Consider the following 20,433-nt stretch of genomic DNA (forward strand, 5'->3'; position numbering starts at 1 on the left):
TAGTTTGTCTAGCATCTAAAAATAAAAATTGACGTTTCACGTTGTTTGTTTCGTTCAGTTTTCAAAGAACTTCTTCATCGCTCAGAAGCGACTTTATTAATATAACATTTTGTTATATTTTCGTCAACAACTTTTTTTAATAAGTTGTTTTTCGTTTGTTTTGCTTGTTACCTTTCGTGGCAACGAATATAAATATACCAGTTCGATTATTAAAATGCAATAGTTTTTCTAATAAAATTTTTAACTTAGTAAAAAAGTATAAAAACAGCATATTTCTTCTATATAAATATAATTTTCCACACTATCAAGATTTACTATCTCCAAGTAACTCATATTCAAATAAAAAAAGCTTTGGAGAAATCTCCAAAGCTTAGTCTTGTTTATGACGCATAGCAGGGAATAATAATACATCACGAATAGATGGTGCATTCGTTAATAACATAACAAGACGATCAATACCAATTCCTAGTCCACCTGTAGGAGGCATACCATACTCAAGAGCTTCGATATAATCATCATCCATCATGTGAGCTTCATCATTACCTTGTTCGCGTTCTTTTAATTGCGCTTCAAAACGTTCTTTTTGATCGATTGGATCATTTAACTCAGTGAATGCATTTGCATGTTCACGTGCAACGATAAATAATTCGAAACGATCTGTGAATCGTGGATCTTCATCATTCTTTTTCGCAAGTGGCGAAATTTCTACCGGATGACCGTAAATAAATGTTGGTTGGATTAATTTATCTTCTACTTTTTGTTCGAAGAATTCATTTATAATATGACCAACTTCCATTGTATCTTTAATATCTACATTATGTTCTTTTGCAAGTTCACGCGCTTCTTCCACACTCATTGGATTCCAGAAATCTGCTCCAGAATGTTCTTTAATTGCATCTACCATATGAAGACGTGTCCATTCTGGTTCTAGATTAATTTCATAATCACCATATTGGATTGTTGTTGTACCTAGTACTTGTTTCGCAATATGAGCAACCATATTTTCTGTTAGTTTCATAATATCTTTATAATCAGCATACGCTTCATACAATTCAATCATCGTAAACTCAGGGTTATGACGAGTTGATACACCCTCATTACGGAATACACGACCGATTTCATAAACTTTTTCTAATCCACCCACGATAAGGCGTTTTAAATGAAGTTCAATTGCGATACGCATATATAATTCCATATCTAACGCATTATGGTGCGTAATGAAAGGACGAGCAGAAGCTCCACCTGCAATTGCATGCATCATAGGTGTTTCCACTTCAAGATAACCGTTGTCATCTAAGTATCTTCTCATTTCACGAATGATCTTACTACGAGTAACGAATGTTTCACGGCTTTCCATACTTGTAATTAAGTCTAAATAACGTTGACGGTAGCGTTGTTCAACATCTTTTAATCCGTGGTATTTATCCGGTAGTGGACGAAGAGATTTCGTTAATAGTGTAAAGCCCGTTGCTTTTACTGAAAGTTCTCCAACGTTCGTTTTGAACACTTTACCTTCAATACCTACTAAGTCACCTAAGTCTGCTGTTTTAAATAATTCGTACTCTTCATCTCCAACAGCATCTTTACGAACATAAATTTGAACTTGTCCATGTAAATCTTGAATATGTGCAAATCCAGCTTTTCCTTTACCGCGTTTTGTCATGATACGACCAGCGATAGAAACAGAGATTTCTTTCTCTTCTAATTCTTCTTTAGAGAACTCTCCATATAAGCTTAATAAGTCATTTGTTGCATTTGTACGTTCAAATCGTTTACCGAACGGATCGATTCCTTGCTCACGTAAGTTATGTAGCTTTTCACGACGAACAAGCAATTGGTCGTTTAATTCTTCGTGGTTCATGTTATCCATGGTATTGATATCACTCCAGCTCTATTAATTTTTACAATATATACAGTATAGCATTTTCTACTCAACTAGAAAAACTGCCAGCAACTAACTGGCAGTTCTTCTTTCTTTCACGTAATTATAGGAAGTGTGTAGAAGAATGTCAATCTTCCCTATCTATTATTAACCAACGTGAATTGTTTGTTGTTTTGCTTCTACTTCTTCTACAAACGCACCTAATACATTCGCAAGGTCTTCACGCGTATTACAAGCATTGATACCATTACGTACAGTTGCATTACCACGAATACCTTTTAAATACCAAGCTGCATGCTTTCTCATCTCTCTTACAGCGACATTTTCGTTCTTTAAATCGATAAGACGATCTAGATGCAACATACATACGTCAATTTTCTCGCGCACTGTCGGTTCCGGCATTAATTCACCCGTCTCTAAATACTTTACCGTACGATAAATCATCCACGGATCTCCAAGAGCAGCGCGACCAATCATAACACCATCTACGCCAATTTCATCAATCATACGCTTTGCATCTTGTGGCGTTGCGACATCACCATTTCCGATAACCGGGATATTTACAGATCGCTTTACTTGTTTAATAATATCCCAATCCGCTTTTCCTTCATACATTTGTACTCGTGTACGCCCATGAACTGCTACCGCTTGTCCACCAGCACGCTCAACAGCTTTTGCATTCTCGATTGCGAAAATATGATCCTCATCCCAACCAATACGCATTTTAACTGTAACTGGTTTTTTAACAGCATCTACAACTGCCGCTACCATTTCATATATTTTATTTGGGTCTAAAAGCCACTTTGCTCCCGCATCACACTTAACGATTTTCGGTACTGGGCACCCCATATTAATATCAATGATGTCTGCTGTCGTATATTGATCTACGTATTTCGCAGCATCTACAAGAGTTTCTTTCTCTCCACCAAAAATTTGTAAACTTAATGGCTTTTCTCTCTCATCGATGTATAACATATCTAATGTTCTTTTATTGTTCAGTAGTATTGCCTTATCACTTACCATTTCGGCACAAACTAGACCTGCACCAAATTCTTTTACTGTCAAACGGAATGCAGAGTTACACACTCCCGCCATCGGTGCTAATACAACCGGATTTTTCATCTCAATATTTGCGATCTTTAACACTCGATTTACTCCTTCCTTCATGGTCACTTTGGCATTAGCTCATCTATCGAGACCTTTAACGCTTTAGCAACTTCCACTACAAAATCTTGGGAAGGCGATCGATTACCTCTCTCAACTTCACCTAAAACAGATACAGATACCCCTAATTCTTTTGCAAAACCTTCTTGCGTATAACCTTTTAGCTTTCGAAAAGCACGAATGCGTCTTCCCCATTTTTCTGCTTCCATACCGTTACTCCCTCTCGCCTTTTCATTTCTTCTACTTGTGAACGTGAAATGTCTTGTTTTATATCTTGATTAATCTCTAACAACGGAACGATAACAAAAGCTCTTTCGAACATCCGCGGATGCGGAACAATAAGATTCTCCGCTTCAATATTTTCTTGATTATATAGTAAAATGTCAAGGTCGATAGTCCTCGGGCCCCACCTGATTTCCCTTTTTCTTCCTAGGTTGTTTTCTACTTTTTGCGTTACTTTCAATAATTCTTGCGGTGATAAATTGGTAGAAATTTTTATAACTAAATTTAAAAAGCAACTTTGGTCAGTATAGCCAACTGGTTCCGTTTCATATACAGACGAAACATCCTCAACTTGGATATAAGGATTTTTATTTAGAAACTGAATCGCTTCAGTTAAATACGTATAACGCTCTCCAATATTTGAACCTAATGCAATGTACGCTATGTTATTCATGGACGTTCTCTCGTAATTTCCACTGCTACAGCGCGATAATGCCCAGGTATCGGCGGATCCGGTTTAATTACTTTAATTGTACAACGCAAAATACTCTCATATTGTTTCAATATATCTGTAGCGATATTTTCAGCAATACTCTCTACAAGCTTATACGTTCTATCTTCAACAACTTTTCTACACAGTTCGAAAAGTTCTCCATAATTGACCGAATGCTCTAAGTCATCACTTTCTCCCGCCTGTTTCAAATCCAATTCTACTGTTAAGTCGACTTTAAATCTCTGACCTAATTTATTTTCTTCTGGGAATACACCATGATAACCGTAAAACTCCATATCATGGATATAAATTTTATCCAATTACTTCGCCCCCTTACCAATCATCGCATCCATCATCTTAGCCATACGTGCCATTTCCTTCACATCATGAACACGAACAAACTCACAACCTTTTTCAATACCAAGACAAACAGTAGCTCCCGTTCCCTCAAGACGTTCCTCTACCGGTAAATCTAGCACATGCCCAATAAAGGACTTTCTTGAAGTACCTAAGAGAACTGGGTAACCTAGTATGTTTAACTGTTCTAAATTGCGCATCGCCTCTAAGTTTTGTTCAGGCGTTTTAGCGAAACCGATGCCCGGGTCTAAAATAATATTCTCATCTCGCACACCAGCATCTTTAGCAACTTTAATACTATCATGCAAATCGGCAATCATATCCGCCATTAAATTACGATAATTCATATTATCGCGGTTATGCATCAAGATGATAGGCACATTATAATGAGCTGCAACTTCAGCAATTTTCGGTTCCGCCTTCGCTCCCCAAATATCATTAATAATATGAGCGCCAGCTTCAATTGCTTGCTTTGCAACCTCAGCTTTATATGTATCGATAGATATAGGCAATTTCACCTCTTTTGAAACCGCCTGAATCATTGGAACAACTCGCTTAATTTCTTCTTCTACTGATACTTTAGCAAAACCTGGGCGAGTAGATTCTCCACCAATATCAATAATATGAGCACCTTCATCTCGCATTTCTCTTGCATGGCGCACTGCAGCCTCTACCTCATTGTAACTCCCACCATCTGAAAATGAATCTGGCGTTACATTTAAAATCCCCATAATTAATGTTTTTTCATTTAAATTCAATGTATATTCACCGCAGCGTAAATCATAATCCCACTTCAAATTACACATCTCCTCTTCGTAATTCATTTCTGCTCCACAATTTCTCTCTCTGCATTTCATAAAGATTCATCAATCTTTTTGTAACCACTCCCACTTTACCCGGGAAATCTCGCCCTTCTATACGACAAAGCGGAATAACTTCTTGAATGGAGTTTGTTACGAAGATTTCATCTGCGGAAAGTAATTCATCTTTCTTAAAGAAACCTTCCTTCACTTCTATACCAAATTCCTCTGCAATCTTTATAATAAACGCACGAGTGATACCATTTAAAATCCCCGTTTTTAGCGAAGGTGTATACAAAATATTATCTTTCACAAAAAAGAGATTCGAAACAATACCCTCTGCAACATAACCTGCTTCAGTAAGGAAAATACCTTCCTTATTCACAACATTTCCAATTTCACGCTTCCCTAAAATGTTATTTAAATAATGATGAGATTTCAAGCGCAATGCCCCTTCCGGCGTATTGCGCACCTGCTTTAAAATAACCCCTTCTTTTTCCACTATATCTCCTGGGGCTGCTAAAGGTTTTATAAAAACAATAACAGACGGTTCTTCATACATTGCTGTTTGCAATCCTATTTCATCTATACCCGCCGACACATTAAAGCGTACGTACGCGTGTTCCAATCCATTCTGAACGAGTAAATTTTTCAAAATAAACATTACATCATCTTTTGTCATTGTCCATTTGATTTGCAATGTATCCAGCGCATCTATTAAACGGTTATAATGGTCATCCAACAAAAAAGGATGACCATTATAAATGCGAAACGTCTCAAAAACCCCAAGGCCATATAAATAACCATGGTCATAAGGAGAGATTTTCGCTTCACTCGCTTCTACATACTCACCATTTACGTAAATTAGCATGATGCCACACTAGGACTGTATTTACGAATAAAATTCTGTAGCAACTCTTTCCCATGAGAAGTCATAATAGATTCCGGGTGGAACTGCACACCTTCGATCGGCAATGTTGTATGACGAAGCGCCATAATTTCCCCTTCCACCGTCCAAGATGTTACCTCTAAACAATCTGGTAACGTCTCTTTCTTAACAATTAAGGAATGGTAACGCGTCGCAGTAAACGGATTAGGAATATCCGAGAAAATCGTCTTTCCGTCATGATGCATAAGCGAAGTTTTTCCATGCATTAATCGTTCCGCACGAACAACCTCCCCACCAAACACTTGCGCAATGGATTGATGCCCAAGACAAACCCCAAAAATCGGAATCTTTCCAGCAAAGTATCGAATAACCTCCATACTAATTCCTGCTTCATTCGGACTACATGGACCTGGCGAAATCATTAAAAAGTCTGGTTTCATATTCTCAATATCTGAAATAGTCACTTCATCGTTACGTTTAACAACAAGCTCTTGTCCAAGTTCTCCAAGAAACTGCACTAAATTAAATGTAAAAGAATCATAATTATCAATCATTAATATCATTTCTCTCACCTAACCGTTTCTTCGCTACGTTCTTTTGCACGCCATAAAGCAATCGCCTTTTTTAACGACTCTTTATATTCATTCTTCGGATTCGAATCAATTACAATTCCCGCTCCTGCTTGTACATGTGCTTTTCCATCTTTAGCAAGAAGTGTCCTAATTACAATATTCAATTCTGTATCTCCAGAATAACCGATCCAACCGATTGAACCTGTATAAATCCCTCGGCGAACAGGTTCTAACTCTTCAATAATTTCCATCGTACGTATTTTCGGGGCACCAGTAATTGTCCCCCCTGGGAATACAGCCTTCACTAAATCAAAAGCATCTTTATCTTCTTCCACCTCACCACGCACATTAGAAACAATATGCATAACATGTGAGTATTTCTCAATTACCATAAATTCATCTACTTCTACAGTGCCATATTTACAAACACGTCCTAAATCATTTCGTTCTAAATCCACAAGCATGACGTGCTCTGCTCTTTCTTTTTCGTTCTCAATTAATTCTCTTGCCAATTCTTCATCCTCTTGCTCGTTCGCCCCTCTAGATCTCGTTCCAGCAATTGGTCTTGTGCTTACTTCGGTTCCTTGTTTCTTAATTAGTAACTCTGGCGATCCACTAACAATTTGAAAATCTCCAAGCTCCAAGTAACCCATATATGGAGATGGATTAATTTCACGAAGACTTGTATAAATTTCTAGCGGGTGTGTTTGTAACGTTCTTTCTTGTCTTGTCGACAAGTTAACTTGGAATACATCACCAGCACCAATATATTCTTGAATACATTCAACCGCCTTCATAAAGCTTTCTTCAGTAAAAGCAACTGCTTCACTTTTCTTTTCAGGGCACACAAACGGTATAGTCACTTCCGGCGCTTCTGTCGCCCAAAGAACCTTCCATTCATTTAATCGCTCTTTTGCCTCTTCATGCTTATCTACATAATGCGTAATAATCCATAATACTTTTTCTTCTTGATCATATACAAACACATCATCAAATAACAAAAAGAATATATCAGGTATATTAATGTCATCCTCCGCAAGAGAAGGAAGTTTTTCGATGTAACGGATACAATCATAACTAAAGTAACCAATCGCTCCACCTTGGAAAGGCGGGTACTCTGGATTATAGTCCGTTTTCCATTTCTCCATATATTCTTGCATTAAATCTAATGGATTCCCTCGCTTTATTGTTTCCTTACCACTTTCGCTTATATGTAACGTTTCATCCTTCCCTTGGATTACCGCTACCGGATTTAGCCCCACAATGTTATAACGGCCGCCACGTCCACTTTCTAACAAAATATGTTGCGGCTTATCCTGAGAAAGAAATTTATATTGTTTAAAAAAGTCTAACTGATATGGAATAGAAAGCGCTAAAGATTTTCTTCGTTGCATATCAACACCCCGTCTTCTTTTATCCCACCCTCTTAGATTAATCATTTCAAACTACATATGTTATGTATATGGAGAATGATTATACTCAAGGGCTAGTGAAAATAAATTAATTATACTACCTCTTATTTTACATGAAGTTTTCTAGTCATTCACTCTTTTCCTATTTCCAATCCAAAAAGAAAAAAGCATCCTTTTTCAAGGATGCTTTTTCAATCACATTTAATTAGGATTCAAATTGATAAAGTGGTGTACTTAAATAACGTTCACCATTACTTGGGATAATAACAAGTACCTTTTTCCCTTCACCTAACTTTTTGGCAACTTCTGTCGCTGCATAAATAACTGCCCCTGAAGAGATACCGACTAAAATACCTTCCTCTTTAGCCACTCTTCTCGCATATTCGAACGCTTGCTCTGCCTTTACTTGAATGATTTCATCATATATTTCTACATCCAATGTCTCTGGAACAAATCCTGCTCCAATTCCTTGGATTTTATGTGGACCCGGTTTTCCACCAGATAACACTGGCGAATCCGCAGGTTCTACTGCATAAATTTTAATATCTTTATACGCTTCCTTCAGCACTTCACCAGCACCAGTAATTGTTCCACCTGTACCAATACCCGCAATAAACGCATCTAGTTGATCACCCATTTGTTCAACAATTTCTGGACCCGTTGTTAAACGATGAATTTCTGGATTCGATTGATTTTTGAACTGTTGCGGTATAAAGTAGCCATGCTCTTTCGCTAATTCAGTCGCTTGACGAATTGCTCCGCCCATTCCTTCAGGCCCTGGAGTCAATACTAATTCAGCACCGTAAGCACGTAATAAATTACGACGCTCCACACTCATTGTTTCTGGCATTACTAAAATTGCCTTATATCCTTTAGCAGCTGCTACCATCGCTAAGCCAATTCCTGTGTTACCACTTGTTGGCTCAATGATTGTATCGCCTTCTTTTAACAATCCTTTTTTTTCAGCATCTTCAATCATAGCTAATGCAATACGATCTTTAACACTGCTCCCCGGATTCATAAATTCTAATTTTAAGTATATATCTGCGCTGTTTGATTCTACGATGCGGTTCAACTTAACGATCGGCGTTTTCCCGATTAATTCTGAAACTGATTGTGCCACTCGCATTCCTGTCACTCCTAACACCGAGTATTTTTATTGGTTTTATCTATATTTAGATTTTGTCAGAAAATTCCCTGTTTGTCAATCTATTTGGAGGGTCGCTCCCTTAATTCTCTTATTACAGATTCTCAATTAAATTTGTGATATCTTCTTTAGAGAACTTGTATCTCTCATTACAGAAATGACAATGAACTTCTGTCTCTTCCTCTTCTTCACGAACTTGCTCTAACTCTGTTTTACCTAAACTAATTAACACACTCTCAATACGTTCGCGCGAGCACGTGCAATTAAATTGAACATCCATCGTTTCTAATACTTTTACTTTATCTTCACCCAGCACTGCATATAGTAACTCTTCTGGAGAAAGACCTTGTTCGATCAACGTTGATACAGGAGGGATTTTTTGCAAGCGATCTTCAATGAATGAAATTGTTTCTTCCTGTGCACCTGGCATAATTTGAAGAATAAATCCACCTGCAGCTAATATGCTATCATCTCCATTTACAAGAACACCAACACCTACAGAAGAAGGCGTCTGTTCAGAAACTGCGAAATAATACGTGAAGTCTTCCCCTAATTCTCCGGAAACGATTGGGGATTGACCGATAAATGGCTCACGCATACCAATATCTTTAATTACTGTTACAAAACCTTCTGTACCTACCGCTTGATAGACACGTAATTTTCCCTGTTCTGTCCCTTCAAAATCAACATGCGGATTTGTTACATAACCACGTACATCTCCATTTGCATGAGCATCCACTAAGATAGGACCGATTGGGCCGTTACCTTCTACCTTAATCGTTAACTTTTGTTCGCCTTTTAACATCGCACCCATCATTGTACCTGCAGTCAAAGAACGACCAAGCGCCGCTGAAGCTGTTCTCCATGTATCATGACGTCTTTGCGCCTCACCTACTGTGTTTGTTGTACGTACACTATACGCACGCACTTCCCCATCAAACGCTAATGCTTTTACTAAATAATCTTTCATACGTATTTATTCACCTTTCTCATGCTGTAAATTTGCATTACGCTCATATAACATATATAAACCTTTTAACGTTAAGAATGGATCTACAACATCAATTACATTCGATTCTTCTGAAATTAATTTCGCCAATCCACCTGTTGCAATAACTTTCGGTTCTTGTTTAGCTTCCTCTTTCATACGCTTAACAATACCTTCCACTTGTCCAACATATCCATAAAGGATACCAGATTGCATCGCACTTACTGTATTCTTTCCAACAACACTACTTGGTTTTGTAATTTCAATACGAGGAAGTTTTGCAGCCCTACTATATAAAGCCTCTGCTGAAATCATAATTCCTGGCGTAATAACACCACCCATATAATGCTTCTCTTCGTTAATATAACAATATGTAGTAGCCGTACCAAAATCAACAATAATAAGCGGACTTCCATACAAATGGATTCCTGCTACTGCATTTACAATTCGATCTGCGCCTACTTCACGCGGGTTTTCATATTTAATATTTAGTCCCGTTTTTATTCCAGGTCCTACTACAAGCGGTTTAATTTTAAAATATTTTTCACACATGCGCTCTAAAGCGAACATAATTGGTGGTACGACTGAAGACACAATAATACCTTTCACATCTTCAAACGAAAGACCTTCATGCTCCAGCAACTGCTTTACAAGCATCCCATACTCATCTTCTGTTTTATGACGATCTGTTTCCATGCGCCAATGCTGACGAAGTTCCCCACCTTCAAACACACCTAACACCGCATTTGTGTTCCCTACATCCAATACAAAAATCATATTCTCACCACTTATCTTATTTAATCTATATTTGTGCAATATGTATAAAACTTATAAAAACATCATATCACACATACTTATATAATCATTTTTCTATACTCACCATTTTACAAAAAGATTGCTCTCCATTTCAATTTTTAATACTAGTTTTACTGAAATTACTTTATCCCATAGACCTTCAATGGTAATTAAAAAAAATTTAACAAACAAAAAAGGAGTGACCATCGTCACTCCTTCATTTCTTACTTATCTTCTGTTTCTTCATCGTCTTTCTTCATGTTGATGTTTACTTTCACATCAGCTGAAGATGTTGGACGTTCTGGCAATCTGCCGTAATCACATAAATGATTGATTTGCTCTGCATCTAACGTTTCTACTTCAAGTAACGTTTTCGCAATAAGATCTAGTTTATCACGATTTTCAGTAAGAATTTGTTTTGCACGAGCATAACAATCTTTCATAATCGTTTGCATTTCCACATCGATTTCGTGTGCAATTGCATCACTGTAGTTTTGTTCTGAATGGAAGTCTCTTCCTAAGAACACTTGACCACCTTGTGAGCTACCGAATTGCATTGGTCCAAGCTTGTCACTCATACCAAATTCTGTAACCATACGTCTTGCAATACCAGTCGCACGTTGGAAGTCGTTGTGAGCACCTGTACTTACTTCACCAAATACAATCTCCTCAGCTACTCGACCACCAAGTAAACCAGTGATTTTATCAAGTAACTCCGGTTTTGTCATGAAGTAACGATCTTCTTTCGGAAGCATTACTGCGTATCCACCAGCTTGACCACGAGGGACAATTGTTACTTTATGAACGACATCGGCTTCATCAAGAACGACACCAATTACAGTGTGACCCGCTTCATGGAAAGCAACGATATTACGTTCTTTTTCAGAGATAACACGACTTTTCTTAGCCGGACCTGCAATAACACGATCCGTTGCTTCATCAATGTCACTCATATCAATTTTCTTCTTATCTTGACGCGCAGCTACTAAAGCAGCTTCGTTTAATAAGTTTTCAAGATCGGCACCAGAGAATCCTGGCGTACGAGTTGCAATTGCTCTTAAGTTGATATTCTCATCAAGCGGTTTATTACGAGCATGTACTTTCAGTACAGCTTCACGACCATTTACATCTGGACGATCTACTGTAATTTGACGGTCAAAACGACCTGGACGTAATAATGCTGGATCAAGGATATCAGGACGGTTTGTCGCAGCGATGATAATAATACCTTCGTTTGCACCGAATCCATCCATTTCAACAAGTAATTGGTTCAACGTTTGTTCACGCTCATCATGGCCACCACCAAGACCAGCGCCACGTTGACGTCCTACTGCATCAATTTCATCAATGAAAATGATACAAGGAGCATTTTTCTTTGCATTTTCGAATAAATCACGTACACGGGATGCACCGACACCGACGAACATCTCTACGAAGTCAGAACCACTAATAGAGAAGAACGGAACGCCAGCTTCACCTGCAACAGCACGTGCTAGTAAAGTTTTACCTGTACCTGGAGGTCCCACTAATAGAACACCCTTCGGAATACGAGCACCAACTTCAGCGAACTTACGAGGATCTTTCAAGAATTCAACTACCTCAACAAGCTCTTGTTTCTCTTCATCCGCTCCAGCAACATCTCTGAAACGAACTTTTTTCTTTTCGTCATTATATAACTTCGCCTTACTTTTTCCGAAGTTCATAACACGGCTACCGCCGCCCTGAGCTTGGTTTAATAAGAAGAAGAATAAAATGAAGATAATGACAAACGGAATGATAGAAGTAAAGAACGTTACCCAAGCACTTGTTTCTTCTGCTGGTTGATACTTAACTTCAGCACCCTGCGCTTTATCATTAATTTTCTTTTGTAATTCCTCAGTATTTGGTGCATAAGTAACAAATTGTTCTCCTTGACTAGAAGTATTAAATTGTCCTTTTACTTCAAACACACCATTTTTCGGTTGAAGTTGCACATTGCGCACTTCACCTTTTTCTAGTTTAGTAATGAATTTATCGTAGCTAACTGGTGTCGTTTTTTGTGTCGAACCATTAAAATAACTCACGATTCCAATTACTACTAGGAATATCAGTAAATAAAAGATGGTATTACGGAAGATACGATTCATTCCTAACCTCCTCTCACGGCATAAACACTATAGTAAATCGTAACATAGAAAAACTTTCCTATACAATTGTAACGCCTGTATTTAATTAATTTGAGTAAACACTTGGTTTTAATACTCCCACATAAGGAAGATTACGGTACTGCTCTTTATAATCTAATCCATATCCTACAACGAATTCATGTGGAACAGTAAATCCAACGTAATCTGCTTTCAGATCAACCTTGCGGCCTGTTGGTTTATCTAATAGCGTAACAATTTTTACAGATTTCGCTTTACGATATTTGAATAGGTCTACTAAATAGCTTAGCGTAAGACCGCTATCAATAATATCTTCAACGATTAAAATATCGCGACCTTCTACAGAAGTATCAAGGTCTTTTAAAATTTTCACTTCACCTGTTGAAACTGTAGAGTGACCGTAGCTAGATACAGCCATAAAATCCATTTCAAGATATGTATCTGTTCGCTTTAATAAATCTGCCATAAATGGCATTGCGCCCTTTAATACACCAATCGCAAGAGGTACTGTATTTTTGTAATCCTCTGCAATAATTGCACCTAATTCGCGCACCTTTTCTTGTATTTGTTCTTCAGAAATTAATACTTTTTCGATATCTTGATTCATCATTTCATTATCCTCCCGGAAGACTCCTTGCTTTTGTAGTGAATAATCATATATTTATCCTTCTTTGCCATTTCTTTCGAAACAGCAAATGCAGATCGCTTCAACAAGGGTACCCAAATAATATTTCCACTTGCATCACAAACGACCGGCCATTCTTCCCTTTTTTCTTTTGGTACTTTCGCTTCGATAAAAATAGCTTTTATCTTTTTGGTGCCATTCATACCTTGTATTGACATGCGATCTCCATTTTCTCTAGAGCGAATACGAAGTGGATATGATATATCATTATACTTAGCAACAAATACTGTTTCATTCATGTTACTTGGTATATCTTCGCTCACCTCTGTTACAAGTTTATCACCGTTCGATAATGTAATTATCCCTGGTACTGATAAATCTTGCGAAAAAGGAGAAACAATTTCTTGTTTAAATCTAAAGCTACACTCCTCATATGTTCGGACAATTTTTAAATCACCTGGGAAATCAAGTGAACCCGAAGGTTGTGTCCGCTTAAAAAACTCAATCACTTTGTCAATATGTATAGAAGAAAGAGAAGACGGAATCTTATATTCATAAAGATAGTTTAATATTAGTTGAATCCCTCTCCTTTGTAAAGGCAAAGACATGGATTCGAAGGCAGGAATTGATAAGCTAATTTGTTTATCACTTTTTTTTGTAATTACTTTATTCATTTTCTCAAAAGCTAATTCCTGCAAATAAGCCTCATCCTCTTGCATCTGCACGCTAAATTTTTGAAATTTCTCATGCACTTGTGGATTTTCTTCTTTCAAATGAGGGAGGACATATTTACGTAATCGATTCCTTGTATATACTTCCTTTTTATTACTCGGATCTATACGGGGAATTACATTTAGCTTATTACAGTAATTAATAATTTCTTCCTTTGTTACTCCAAGTAACGGCCTAATTAAATATCCATTATGAAAAGGACGCTTCACTGCAATTCCTGCATACCCTTTTGGAGTACTCCCTCGCATAAGGCGCATTAAAATTGTCTCTACTTGATCATCTCCATGATGCCCAAGAGCTACATATCTCGCATCATATTTCTTCATTATTCTTTCCAAAAATGCATATCTGCATTCTCTAGCAGCAACCTGCGCATTCATCCCGTATTGCTGTTGATATTGCGACACGTTAATCCTTATCGTTTCACAAATAACTCCCAGCTCTTTACAAAGATTCTGCACAAACTGTAGGTCCTCATGAGATTCATCTCCTCTAAACATATGGTCTACATGCGCTACTACAATTTCCAACCGCTTTGCCTCTCTTTTTTCTAACAAATAATATAAAAGAGCCAAAGAGTCAGGACCACCAGAAACTCCTACAACAATTGTTGAACGTTCCTTTAATACATCGTGCTGCTTTACAAAGTCATCTACCTTTTCAACAAATGTATCTTTCAACTTCGTAATCACCTTTCATTAAACAAGAACAGCAACGTTAGTTGCCTTGTCTATAATGGTACAACTTTTACAAACATTGTGCAAAAAAAAGATATACAAAAATTACATTTTTATCTTACATCCTTCGTGCATATTCATAAAAATAATACCATTACCTTTTAAGGCAAAAAAAACCTAGGCATTTACCTAGGTTTTTTGTAAATAGACTATATTAATCGGCAGTGACCAAACACCCCACCAAATAAAGTAACACTTTATTGCGCCTGCATTCCTACAATTGGAATCGTAGCCCACTTCGGCATATTTTTCTTCACTTTCGCCACAACAATAGTCATATCGTCGTTTATATAACCATCACAAGATCGAATTACTTCTTCCATAATGATATCAGCAATTTCTTGTGGGTCTTCGGTTTGCAATTCTTTAATTTTTCGCTTCATCCATAGTTCATGGTTTTCCACATGTTGTGCTCCCTCAAAAATACCATCGCTCATCATAATAAGGATATCGCCTGTTTTTAATTGCTCACCTACCACATCAACTTCAACATCTTCAATAATTCCCATCGGTAAATTACTTGCTTCAATTTTCAAAATATTATTTGCGCGCTTAACAAAACTCGGCGTTGACCCAATCTTTAAAAACTTTGCACTCGCATCCCGTAAATCTACCATAGCTAAATCCAACGTCGTAAACATTTCTTCTGTTGTTCTTAAAGAAAGAATTGAATTAATAGACTTAATTGCTATTTCCTCATCAATACCTGATTGAAGTATTTTTTGTAATAATTTTACCGTTTCCTTACTCTCCATATGAGCTCTTTGCCCATTTCCCATACCATCACTAATCGCAAGTGCATACTTACCAACACTTAAATCCATCATCGCATAAGAATCACCCGAAACGAACCCACCACCTTTTGCAGCTGTAGCCAATCCCGTATCAAGGGAATACGTCTTTGCTGAACCAAATGATATTAAACTGTGCCCATTTGGATAAGAAGATTTTTCTTCATGCTTAACAACAATATTTTCTTTTAAGATATCAGAAAGCATCGGTGCAACTAATTTTTCACACTCTCCGTGTTCATTAGATGCGGCTGGAATCAACATTTCAATATCAATACTTCCTCTATCCAAACAATAAATGTCAACATGCTCCACTTCGACACCGAAATCACGGAACGCTTGCAAAATCTGTTCTTCCTGTACTTGATGATTTTCTCGCTCTTTTTGTATTTCCTTAGCAAAATCCTCCATAACTTTTGATACACCTAATAATTGTTCCGCTACTATTCTACGATTTTCTTTCATTTGCTTGCGTAATTTCTGTCCTTCATAGAAGTGATCTAATTCACCCGCTACTAAATCCGTCACTTTTTTTCCTCTCACACAATGCTTGTCCCATTCACGAACTAACTTCCGATTATGTTGCAACGTCCCATCTTCCGTTTCACTCATGATCTGTTTCATATAGTCATATGTTTTATCAAAATTAACTACCCAGCATTGATCTTTTTTAAAACACGTTTGACATGTTTTTGCGGTAATTGTACTTAAGAACAAATCTGCCTCCGTCTCTTTATCTTCCTCCTCCACATACCCATATACAGAAAAGCTATTAGATAAAGCAGCAAACACATTTGCAAATTGATTAATTTTATTCGCTGTAACATCACGCATCCTTCTTAAATATTGTTGTTGATCCTGCGAATGTTCCTGTGTACCTGGCATAAATTTAGCAATACGGTCCATAACAAGTTTTGGTGTTAATAAGAAGAACACAATCGCCACACCAGATTCAATTAAAGTTGTCACAATGTTTGTTTGCTTGTCTACATATAACGTAATCAAGCTCGTCCCAATTAATAAACCTAAACTAACACCTAAACGCTTCCCTTCTTTTAATAAACCACCAAGCAATCCAGAAAAGGCTAACAGACTAAGTTGAGATAAGCTGGAGACATTGGCTAAACTTAATATTAATCCAGTTACAACCCCCACTGTAGATCCTGTAGCGGCCCCCGCAATAAATGCAAACACGAGCACTAAATACCTAGTAAAAATATGTTGAATAGAAGCATCGTATACAAACCAATCTGTTGTACCTGTTAAAACAGATGCTAGTAATATAATTAAACAAACGATTTCTTCTGTCTCTAACGCTTGCTGTTTACCTTTTCTTTCTACTAAAAGCGGAACACTTTGTAAAAATATCATAGTTAATACGAAGCTAAGCCCTGCCTCAATCGTACTAACAAGTAAATCGTACATGGTGACAGTCTGTTGCGCGAAATAAACAACAACTAAGTGTGCGGTTAATGCGGAGATAAATACTTGGAACGGAACAAGTCCAACAGTTTTGCGTGTAAATCGACTAAAGAAGATATTATAAATGAAGAAAGTAAAAATAGATGCAAAGGTAAAAAATAAATTATCTATCGAAACTGAAAGTGCGCCTCCCATTAGAGCCAAGAACGCGAGCGGCATTTTATCCCGCTTCATAACATAAACAGCAGCAAAAAACGGCAGTGCAAACGGTAAAATGTTTGTTAATATATATGCTCGTCCCAAAAGAAAACCAATAACAACAATAATAAATCCCCATCTAAAGAAAACTTGCTCAAACTTCATTCGCAACTTACTCGTCCACTTTGCTGCTCCAAGCTGACTCTCATTCATTGCCAATGCACTTGTATTCATAGTATTCCTTCCTGCTTTAGGCATATTTTTAACACCACCTGCATAGTTTAATTACTGTCATTATAAAAGATGATTATTGGGATTTTTGTCAAAACAACAGTTTTCACTTTTATAATCGTTCGACTTTTTATTTGAAATAATTCTACATATATACATAGTATGTAACTTATCTCCGGCGTTTTGACGGAACTTTCAGAAAATATAGGGTGATTTTGTAGAAGTATTGTATATCTTAATTTATTTAACAAAAAAAGATCATGCATATTTGCATGATCTTTTTAGATGACCCGTACGGGATTCGAACCCGTGTTACCGCCGTGAAAGGGCGGTGTCTTAACCACTTGACCAACGGGCCGTTAAAATAAATATAGCGGCGGAGGGGATCGAACCCCCGACCTCACGGGTATGAACCGTACGCTCTAGCCAGCTGAGCTACACCGCCATGTCGTCTTATTTAACGGACAATTAGTATCTTACATCAGATATAATTTAAAGTCAACACATCTTGAAAACTTTTTTAAAAATATATTTTTACATATAAAAAAGCACCCCGAGCAATTGCCCTGGGCACCTCTCTATATGCTAAGAATTAAACGTTCTGATTATCCGCGACGTGCGCCACGGCCACCACGTTTAGATTCTGTGTTACGTTTTAAAGAAGTTAAGCGATCTTCGCTATCCTTTAAGAAACGTGCCATTTTTTGCTCGAATGTTTCTTTTGGAGCTCGGTCGTTACCACCGCCACGGTTATCTCTGTTGAAAGAACGATTATTACGTTGTGGACGTCCAGAACGTTGTTGATCGCCACCGCGTTGGTATTCACCACGTGGACGATCTCCTTCTGTTTTTTCACGCTCTTTCGCTTTTTTAATAGATAGACCAATCTTGCCATCTTTTTCAACATTAATAACTTTTACTTCTACTTGGTCGCCCACTTTTAAGTGATCGTTAATATCTTTCACATAATTATCAGCAACTTCACTAATATGAACAAGACCCGTTAAGCCTTCTGGCAGCTCCACAAAAGCCCCAAAATTTGTAATACCTGTTACTTTACCCTGTAACTTGCTGCCTACCTCGATTGACATAAAAAAAATGCTCCTCCTTAGTGGTTAAAAAGTCAAATTTTACTTTATTATATATAATCCTAAAATATAGTGTCAATAAGACATACTCTACTTAGAAACAGGAAAAATTATCTCCCCTTTTCCAGAGAAGAAATAATCCCTTCTAGCAATCTTTAATACGTACTCTTCATCATTTAACTTTTGAACTTCGTCTTTTAGACTTTTTTCTTTATTCGTTAATGAATCCAGTTCTTTTTTCATGTCCTTAACTTTTGCTTCTTTTGCTTTAATGGAACTGTTTTGTTGATAAAACGTTACACTAATACTCGCAATAATTGTAAAAGCAAAGACAAGAAAAACCGCTAAACGGCGATAAAGTCGCTTCCTGTTCTCATCCGTTTGTATTATATGCTCTTTAACAGGATTTGGACTCTGTTTTTCGATTGTTCTTTGTCTCAGTTCCCTCATTTCCGAGGTCCCCCTAACTTCTTTTTTATACGCTTCCACAATTGGAAGATATGTCCCTTCAATTTTGCTATATATTGCAGGAACCCTACATGTTTCATTATAAAAAGTTTAACACGATTAGGGAGAAGTTTCCATATGAGCGAAGCAATAAATCGAACAGGCCAGAAAAAAACTTTCCATATGAAAAGTAATATCCAAATCACCATTTTCCATAACACATGTCCAATTGAAAGCAGTATACGAAATAAGAATAATATAAATGCAATAAATAGCTGCGCTATAATAATAACAGGTTTTATCATGAGTAGCTGTATAATTCGAACAAAAAAATGTGTTGTTTGTACAAAAATATAGATGAGAAAATTTAACAGCTTCATGTATAGTGCTTTCAACATGCTTTGATATGCCGCAAAACCACATAATAATGCCAAAAATACATATATACGTAGTTCAGCCTCATTTACAAGAAGCAATACATAAAAAACAAATAATGCTTGGACAATCCAAAATAGTATATCATGTATAAATACAAGCCAACGTTTACGTTCTGGACGCTTTAAAAACCGTTGATATGTATCTAAAGATGCCCCAATCCAAGCACCCATTCCAATCATTGAAAGCATTGTATACAGCTGAATTGTTAGACTCATTTAAACAACTTACTAAAGAAACCTTTAGTTTTCTCCCCTTGATTCTCATCAATATACAGCATCTCATGAACTTTCCCTTTAATCGATACAACACCTTTTTCTACATCTAAATTTTTCATTTGTAAATTTTGACCACGAATCGTTAAAAAACCCATTACGGTCTCGAGTAAAAACTCTTCGCTATCAAAACTCTCTACCTGCTTTACACCCGTAATATCGATTACACGCCTGCCACGCATAACAATATCATGCTCTACAGAAACGTTTTGTTGATTAGAAGACATAGGTGAGTAACCATTATTCACGTAAATCCCCCCATAGATTTATACTAGCTAATAGTAATGTATGAAGGGGGAATCAACTTTAGAACAAGCCTTCTTCCGCTTTTACTTTTTCCTCGCGAACTAAGCTATACATGTTTGCTGCATCTTCTTTTTTAGTCGTTTCTTTTAATTCATTTATTTTTACAGTTACTATTTTTTGACCAAAACGAATTGTTAATTCATCAGCCACTTTCACATCTGAACTTGCTTTTGCCACTTGACCATTAATTGCTATTCTTCCTTGGTCAGCTACTTCTTTCGCTAATGTTCTTCTTTTAATTAAACGTGATACTTTCAAAAACTTATCTAGACGCATATCAA

At 37.0% G+C, this 20,433-nt stretch carries 21 protein-coding genes and 2 tRNA genes; all 23 read right to left on the reverse strand.

Translation table 11 applies throughout. From position 1 onward, the window contains the following. Nucleotides 1-370: 370 nt before the first annotated feature. On the reverse strand, nucleotides 371-1,870 hold the full coding sequence (gene lysS / locus BAQ48_RS07910) for a lysine--tRNA ligase (protein ID WP_048526409.1): 1,500 nt from the start codon (nucleotides 1,868-1,870) through the stop codon (nucleotides 371-373). A 159-nt stretch (nucleotides 1,871-2,029) separates the two neighbouring features. Further along, on the reverse strand, nucleotides 2,030-3,028 hold the full coding sequence (gene dusB / locus BAQ48_RS07915; protein ID WP_071710656.1) for a tRNA dihydrouridine synthase DusB: 999 nt from the start codon (nucleotides 3,026-3,028) through the stop codon (nucleotides 2,030-2,032). Nucleotides 3,029-3,051: 23 nt separating this feature from the next. Beyond that, complete coding sequence (locus BAQ48_RS07920; RefSeq protein ID WP_000387027.1) at nucleotides 3,052-3,255, reverse strand: helix-turn-helix domain-containing protein; 204 nt, start codon at nucleotides 3,253-3,255, stop codon at nucleotides 3,052-3,054. Then, nucleotides 3,207-3,722, reverse strand: coding sequence for a 2-amino-4-hydroxy-6-hydroxymethyldihydropteridine diphosphokinase (gene folK / locus BAQ48_RS07925; protein WP_001059452.1), 516 nt, complete (start codon nucleotides 3,720-3,722; stop codon nucleotides 3,207-3,209). The genes BAQ48_RS07920 and folK overlap by 49 nt, the downstream gene beginning before the upstream one ends. Next, nucleotides 3,719-4,081, reverse strand: coding sequence for a dihydroneopterin aldolase (gene folB / locus BAQ48_RS07930; RefSeq protein ID WP_000358058.1), 363 nt, complete (start codon nucleotides 4,079-4,081; stop codon nucleotides 3,719-3,721). Before folB ends, folK begins: the two co-directional genes overlap by 4 nt. After that, the gene (gene folP / locus BAQ48_RS07935; protein ID WP_071710657.1) at nucleotides 4,082-4,942 is read right to left on the reverse strand and encodes a dihydropteroate synthase; all 861 of its coding nucleotides are present in this window, start codon (nucleotides 4,940-4,942) and stop codon (nucleotides 4,082-4,084) included. Further along, the gene (gene pabC, locus BAQ48_RS07940) at nucleotides 4,917-5,789 is read right to left on the reverse strand and encodes an aminodeoxychorismate lyase (RefSeq protein ID WP_071710658.1); all 873 of its coding nucleotides are present in this window, start codon (nucleotides 5,787-5,789) and stop codon (nucleotides 4,917-4,919) included. Before pabC ends, folP begins: the two co-directional genes overlap by 26 nt. After that, the gene (pabA, locus tag BAQ48_RS07945) at nucleotides 5,783-6,370 is read right to left on the reverse strand and encodes an aminodeoxychorismate/anthranilate synthase component II (protein ID WP_071710659.1); all 588 of its coding nucleotides are present in this window, start codon (nucleotides 6,368-6,370) and stop codon (nucleotides 5,783-5,785) included. The genes pabC and pabA overlap by 7 nt, the downstream gene beginning before the upstream one ends. Nucleotides 6,371-6,375: 5 nt before the next feature. Further along, on the reverse strand, nucleotides 6,376-7,773 hold the full coding sequence (gene pabB / locus BAQ48_RS07950) for an aminodeoxychorismate synthase component I (protein WP_071710660.1): 1,398 nt from the start codon (nucleotides 7,771-7,773) through the stop codon (nucleotides 6,376-6,378). Between the two features lie 223 nt (nucleotides 7,774-7,996). Next, nucleotides 7,997-8,920: a cysteine synthase A gene (gene cysK, locus BAQ48_RS07955; protein WP_071710661.1), complete on the reverse strand. Its 924-nt coding sequence runs from the start codon at nucleotides 8,918-8,920 to the stop codon at nucleotides 7,997-7,999. Between the two features lie 112 nt (nucleotides 8,921-9,032). Beyond that, the gene (gene hslO / locus BAQ48_RS07960; protein ID WP_071710662.1) at nucleotides 9,033-9,908 is read right to left on the reverse strand and encodes a redox-regulated molecular chaperone HslO; all 876 of its coding nucleotides are present in this window, start codon (nucleotides 9,906-9,908) and stop codon (nucleotides 9,033-9,035) included. A 6-nt stretch (nucleotides 9,909-9,914) separates the two neighbouring features. After that, a complete protein-coding gene (locus tag BAQ48_RS07965; RefSeq protein WP_071710663.1) occupies nucleotides 9,915-10,703 on the reverse strand; it encodes a type III pantothenate kinase in 789 nt (262 codons plus the stop codon). Nucleotides 10,704-10,945: 242 nt separating this feature from the next. Further along, complete coding sequence (ftsH, locus tag BAQ48_RS07970) at nucleotides 10,946-12,847, reverse strand: ATP-dependent zinc metalloprotease FtsH (protein ID WP_001079654.1); 1,902 nt, start codon at nucleotides 12,845-12,847, stop codon at nucleotides 10,946-10,948. An 85-nt stretch (nucleotides 12,848-12,932) separates the two neighbouring features. Beyond that, complete coding sequence (gene hpt / locus BAQ48_RS07975; RefSeq protein ID WP_000981842.1) at nucleotides 12,933-13,475, reverse strand: hypoxanthine phosphoribosyltransferase; 543 nt, start codon at nucleotides 13,473-13,475, stop codon at nucleotides 12,933-12,935. Next, complete coding sequence (gene tilS, locus BAQ48_RS07980; RefSeq protein WP_071710664.1) at nucleotides 13,472-14,902, reverse strand: tRNA lysidine(34) synthetase TilS; 1,431 nt, start codon at nucleotides 14,900-14,902, stop codon at nucleotides 13,472-13,474. Before tilS ends, hpt begins: the two co-directional genes overlap by 4 nt. Before the next feature lie 254 nt (nucleotides 14,903-15,156). After that, the gene (spoIIE, locus tag BAQ48_RS07985) at nucleotides 15,157-17,628 is read right to left on the reverse strand and encodes a stage II sporulation protein E (RefSeq protein WP_071710665.1); all 2,472 of its coding nucleotides are present in this window, start codon (nucleotides 17,626-17,628) and stop codon (nucleotides 15,157-15,159) included. 259 nt (nucleotides 17,629-17,887) lie between these two features. Then, nucleotides 17,888-17,959: transfer RNA gene (locus BAQ48_RS07990), tRNA-Glu, on the reverse strand. 13 nt (nucleotides 17,960-17,972) lie between these two features. Beyond that, a tRNA-Met gene (locus BAQ48_RS07995) sits at nucleotides 17,973-18,046 on the reverse strand. A gap of 160 nt (nucleotides 18,047-18,206) precedes the next feature. Beyond that, on the reverse strand, nucleotides 18,207-18,692 hold the full coding sequence (locus BAQ48_RS08000) for a S1 domain-containing RNA-binding protein (RefSeq protein WP_000021451.1): 486 nt from the start codon (nucleotides 18,690-18,692) through the stop codon (nucleotides 18,207-18,209). Nucleotides 18,693-18,779: 87 nt separating this feature from the next. Further along, entirely contained in the window at nucleotides 18,780-19,139 is a 360-nt protein-coding gene (gene divIC / locus BAQ48_RS08005) for a cell division protein DivIC (RefSeq protein WP_001208736.1), read from the reverse strand. Beyond that, entirely contained in the window at nucleotides 19,136-19,789 is a 654-nt protein-coding gene (gene yabQ / locus BAQ48_RS08010; RefSeq protein WP_071710666.1) for a spore cortex biosynthesis protein YabQ, read from the reverse strand. The genes divIC and yabQ overlap by 4 nt, the downstream gene beginning before the upstream one ends. Beyond that, a complete protein-coding gene (gene yabP, locus BAQ48_RS08015) occupies nucleotides 19,786-20,094 on the reverse strand; it encodes a sporulation protein YabP (protein ID WP_001059102.1) in 309 nt (102 codons plus the stop codon). Before yabP ends, yabQ begins: the two co-directional genes overlap by 4 nt. Before the next feature lie 58 nt (nucleotides 20,095-20,152). Next, nucleotides 20,153-20,428 (reverse strand): RNA-binding S4 domain-containing protein, encoded by a 276-nt coding sequence (locus BAQ48_RS08020; RefSeq protein WP_001234875.1) that lies wholly within the window; start codon nucleotides 20,426-20,428, stop codon nucleotides 20,153-20,155. Nucleotides 20,429-20,433: the final 5 nt, after the last annotated feature.

Source organism: Bacillus luti (genome assembly GCF_001884105.1).
Taxonomy (GTDB): Bacteria; Bacillota; Bacilli; order Bacillales; family Bacillaceae_G; genus Bacillus_A; species Bacillus_A luti.

What these genes read in the sequence shown, in the direction of transcription:
- lysS (WP_048526409.1), bottom strand. Translation starts at nt 1,870, where the DNA reads ATGGATAACATGAACCACGAAGAATTAAACGACCAATTGCTTGTTCGT.
- BAQ48_RS07920 (WP_000387027.1), bottom strand. Translation starts at nt 3,255, where the DNA reads ATGGAAGCAGAAAAATGGGGAAGACGCATTCGTGCTTTTCGAAAGCTA.
- folK (WP_001059452.1), bottom strand. Translation starts at nt 3,722, where the DNA reads ATGAATAACATAGCGTACATTGCATTAGGTTCAAATATTGGAGAGCGT.
- folP (WP_071710657.1), bottom strand. Translation starts at nt 4,942, where the DNA reads ATGAATTACGAAGAGGAGATGTGTAATTTGAAGTGGGATTATGATTTA.
- pabC (WP_071710658.1), bottom strand. Translation starts at nt 5,789, where the DNA reads ATGCTAATTTACGTAAATGGTGAGTATGTAGAAGCGAGTGAAGCGAAA.
- pabA (WP_071710659.1), bottom strand. Translation starts at nt 6,370, where the DNA reads ATGATATTAATGATTGATAATTATGATTCTTTTACATTTAATTTAGTG.
- pabB (WP_071710660.1), bottom strand. Translation starts at nt 7,773, where the DNA reads ATGCAACGAAGAAAATCTTTAGCGCTTTCTATTCCATATCAGTTAGAC.
- cysK (WP_071710661.1), bottom strand. Translation starts at nt 8,920, where the DNA reads ATGCGAGTGGCACAATCAGTTTCAGAATTAATCGGGAAAACGCCGATC.
- hslO (WP_071710662.1), bottom strand. Translation starts at nt 9,908, where the DNA reads ATGAAAGATTATTTAGTAAAAGCATTAGCGTTTGATGGGGAAGTGCGT.
- BAQ48_RS07965 (WP_071710663.1), bottom strand. Translation starts at nt 10,703, where the DNA reads ATGATTTTTGTATTGGATGTAGGGAACACAAATGCGGTGTTAGGTGTG.
- ftsH (WP_001079654.1), bottom strand. Translation starts at nt 12,847, where the DNA reads ATGAATCGTATCTTCCGTAATACCATCTTTTATTTACTGATATTCCTA.
- hpt (WP_000981842.1), bottom strand. Translation starts at nt 13,475, where the DNA reads ATGATGAATCAAGATATCGAAAAAGTATTAATTTCTGAAGAACAAATA.
- spoIIE (WP_071710665.1), bottom strand. Translation starts at nt 17,628, where the DNA reads ATGCCTAAAGCAGGAAGGAATACTATGAATACAAGTGCATTGGCAATG.
- BAQ48_RS08000 (WP_000021451.1), bottom strand. Translation starts at nt 18,692, where the DNA reads ATGTCAATCGAGGTAGGCAGCAAGTTACAGGGTAAAGTAACAGGTATT.
- divIC (WP_001208736.1), bottom strand. Translation starts at nt 19,139, where the DNA reads ATGAGGGAACTGAGACAAAGAACAATCGAAAAACAGAGTCCAAATCCT.
- yabQ (WP_071710666.1), bottom strand. Translation starts at nt 19,789, where the DNA reads ATGAGTCTAACAATTCAGCTGTATACAATGCTTTCAATGATTGGAATG.
- BAQ48_RS08020 (WP_001234875.1), bottom strand. Translation starts at nt 20,428, where the DNA reads ATGCGTCTAGATAAGTTTTTGAAAGTATCACGTTTAATTAAAAGAAGA.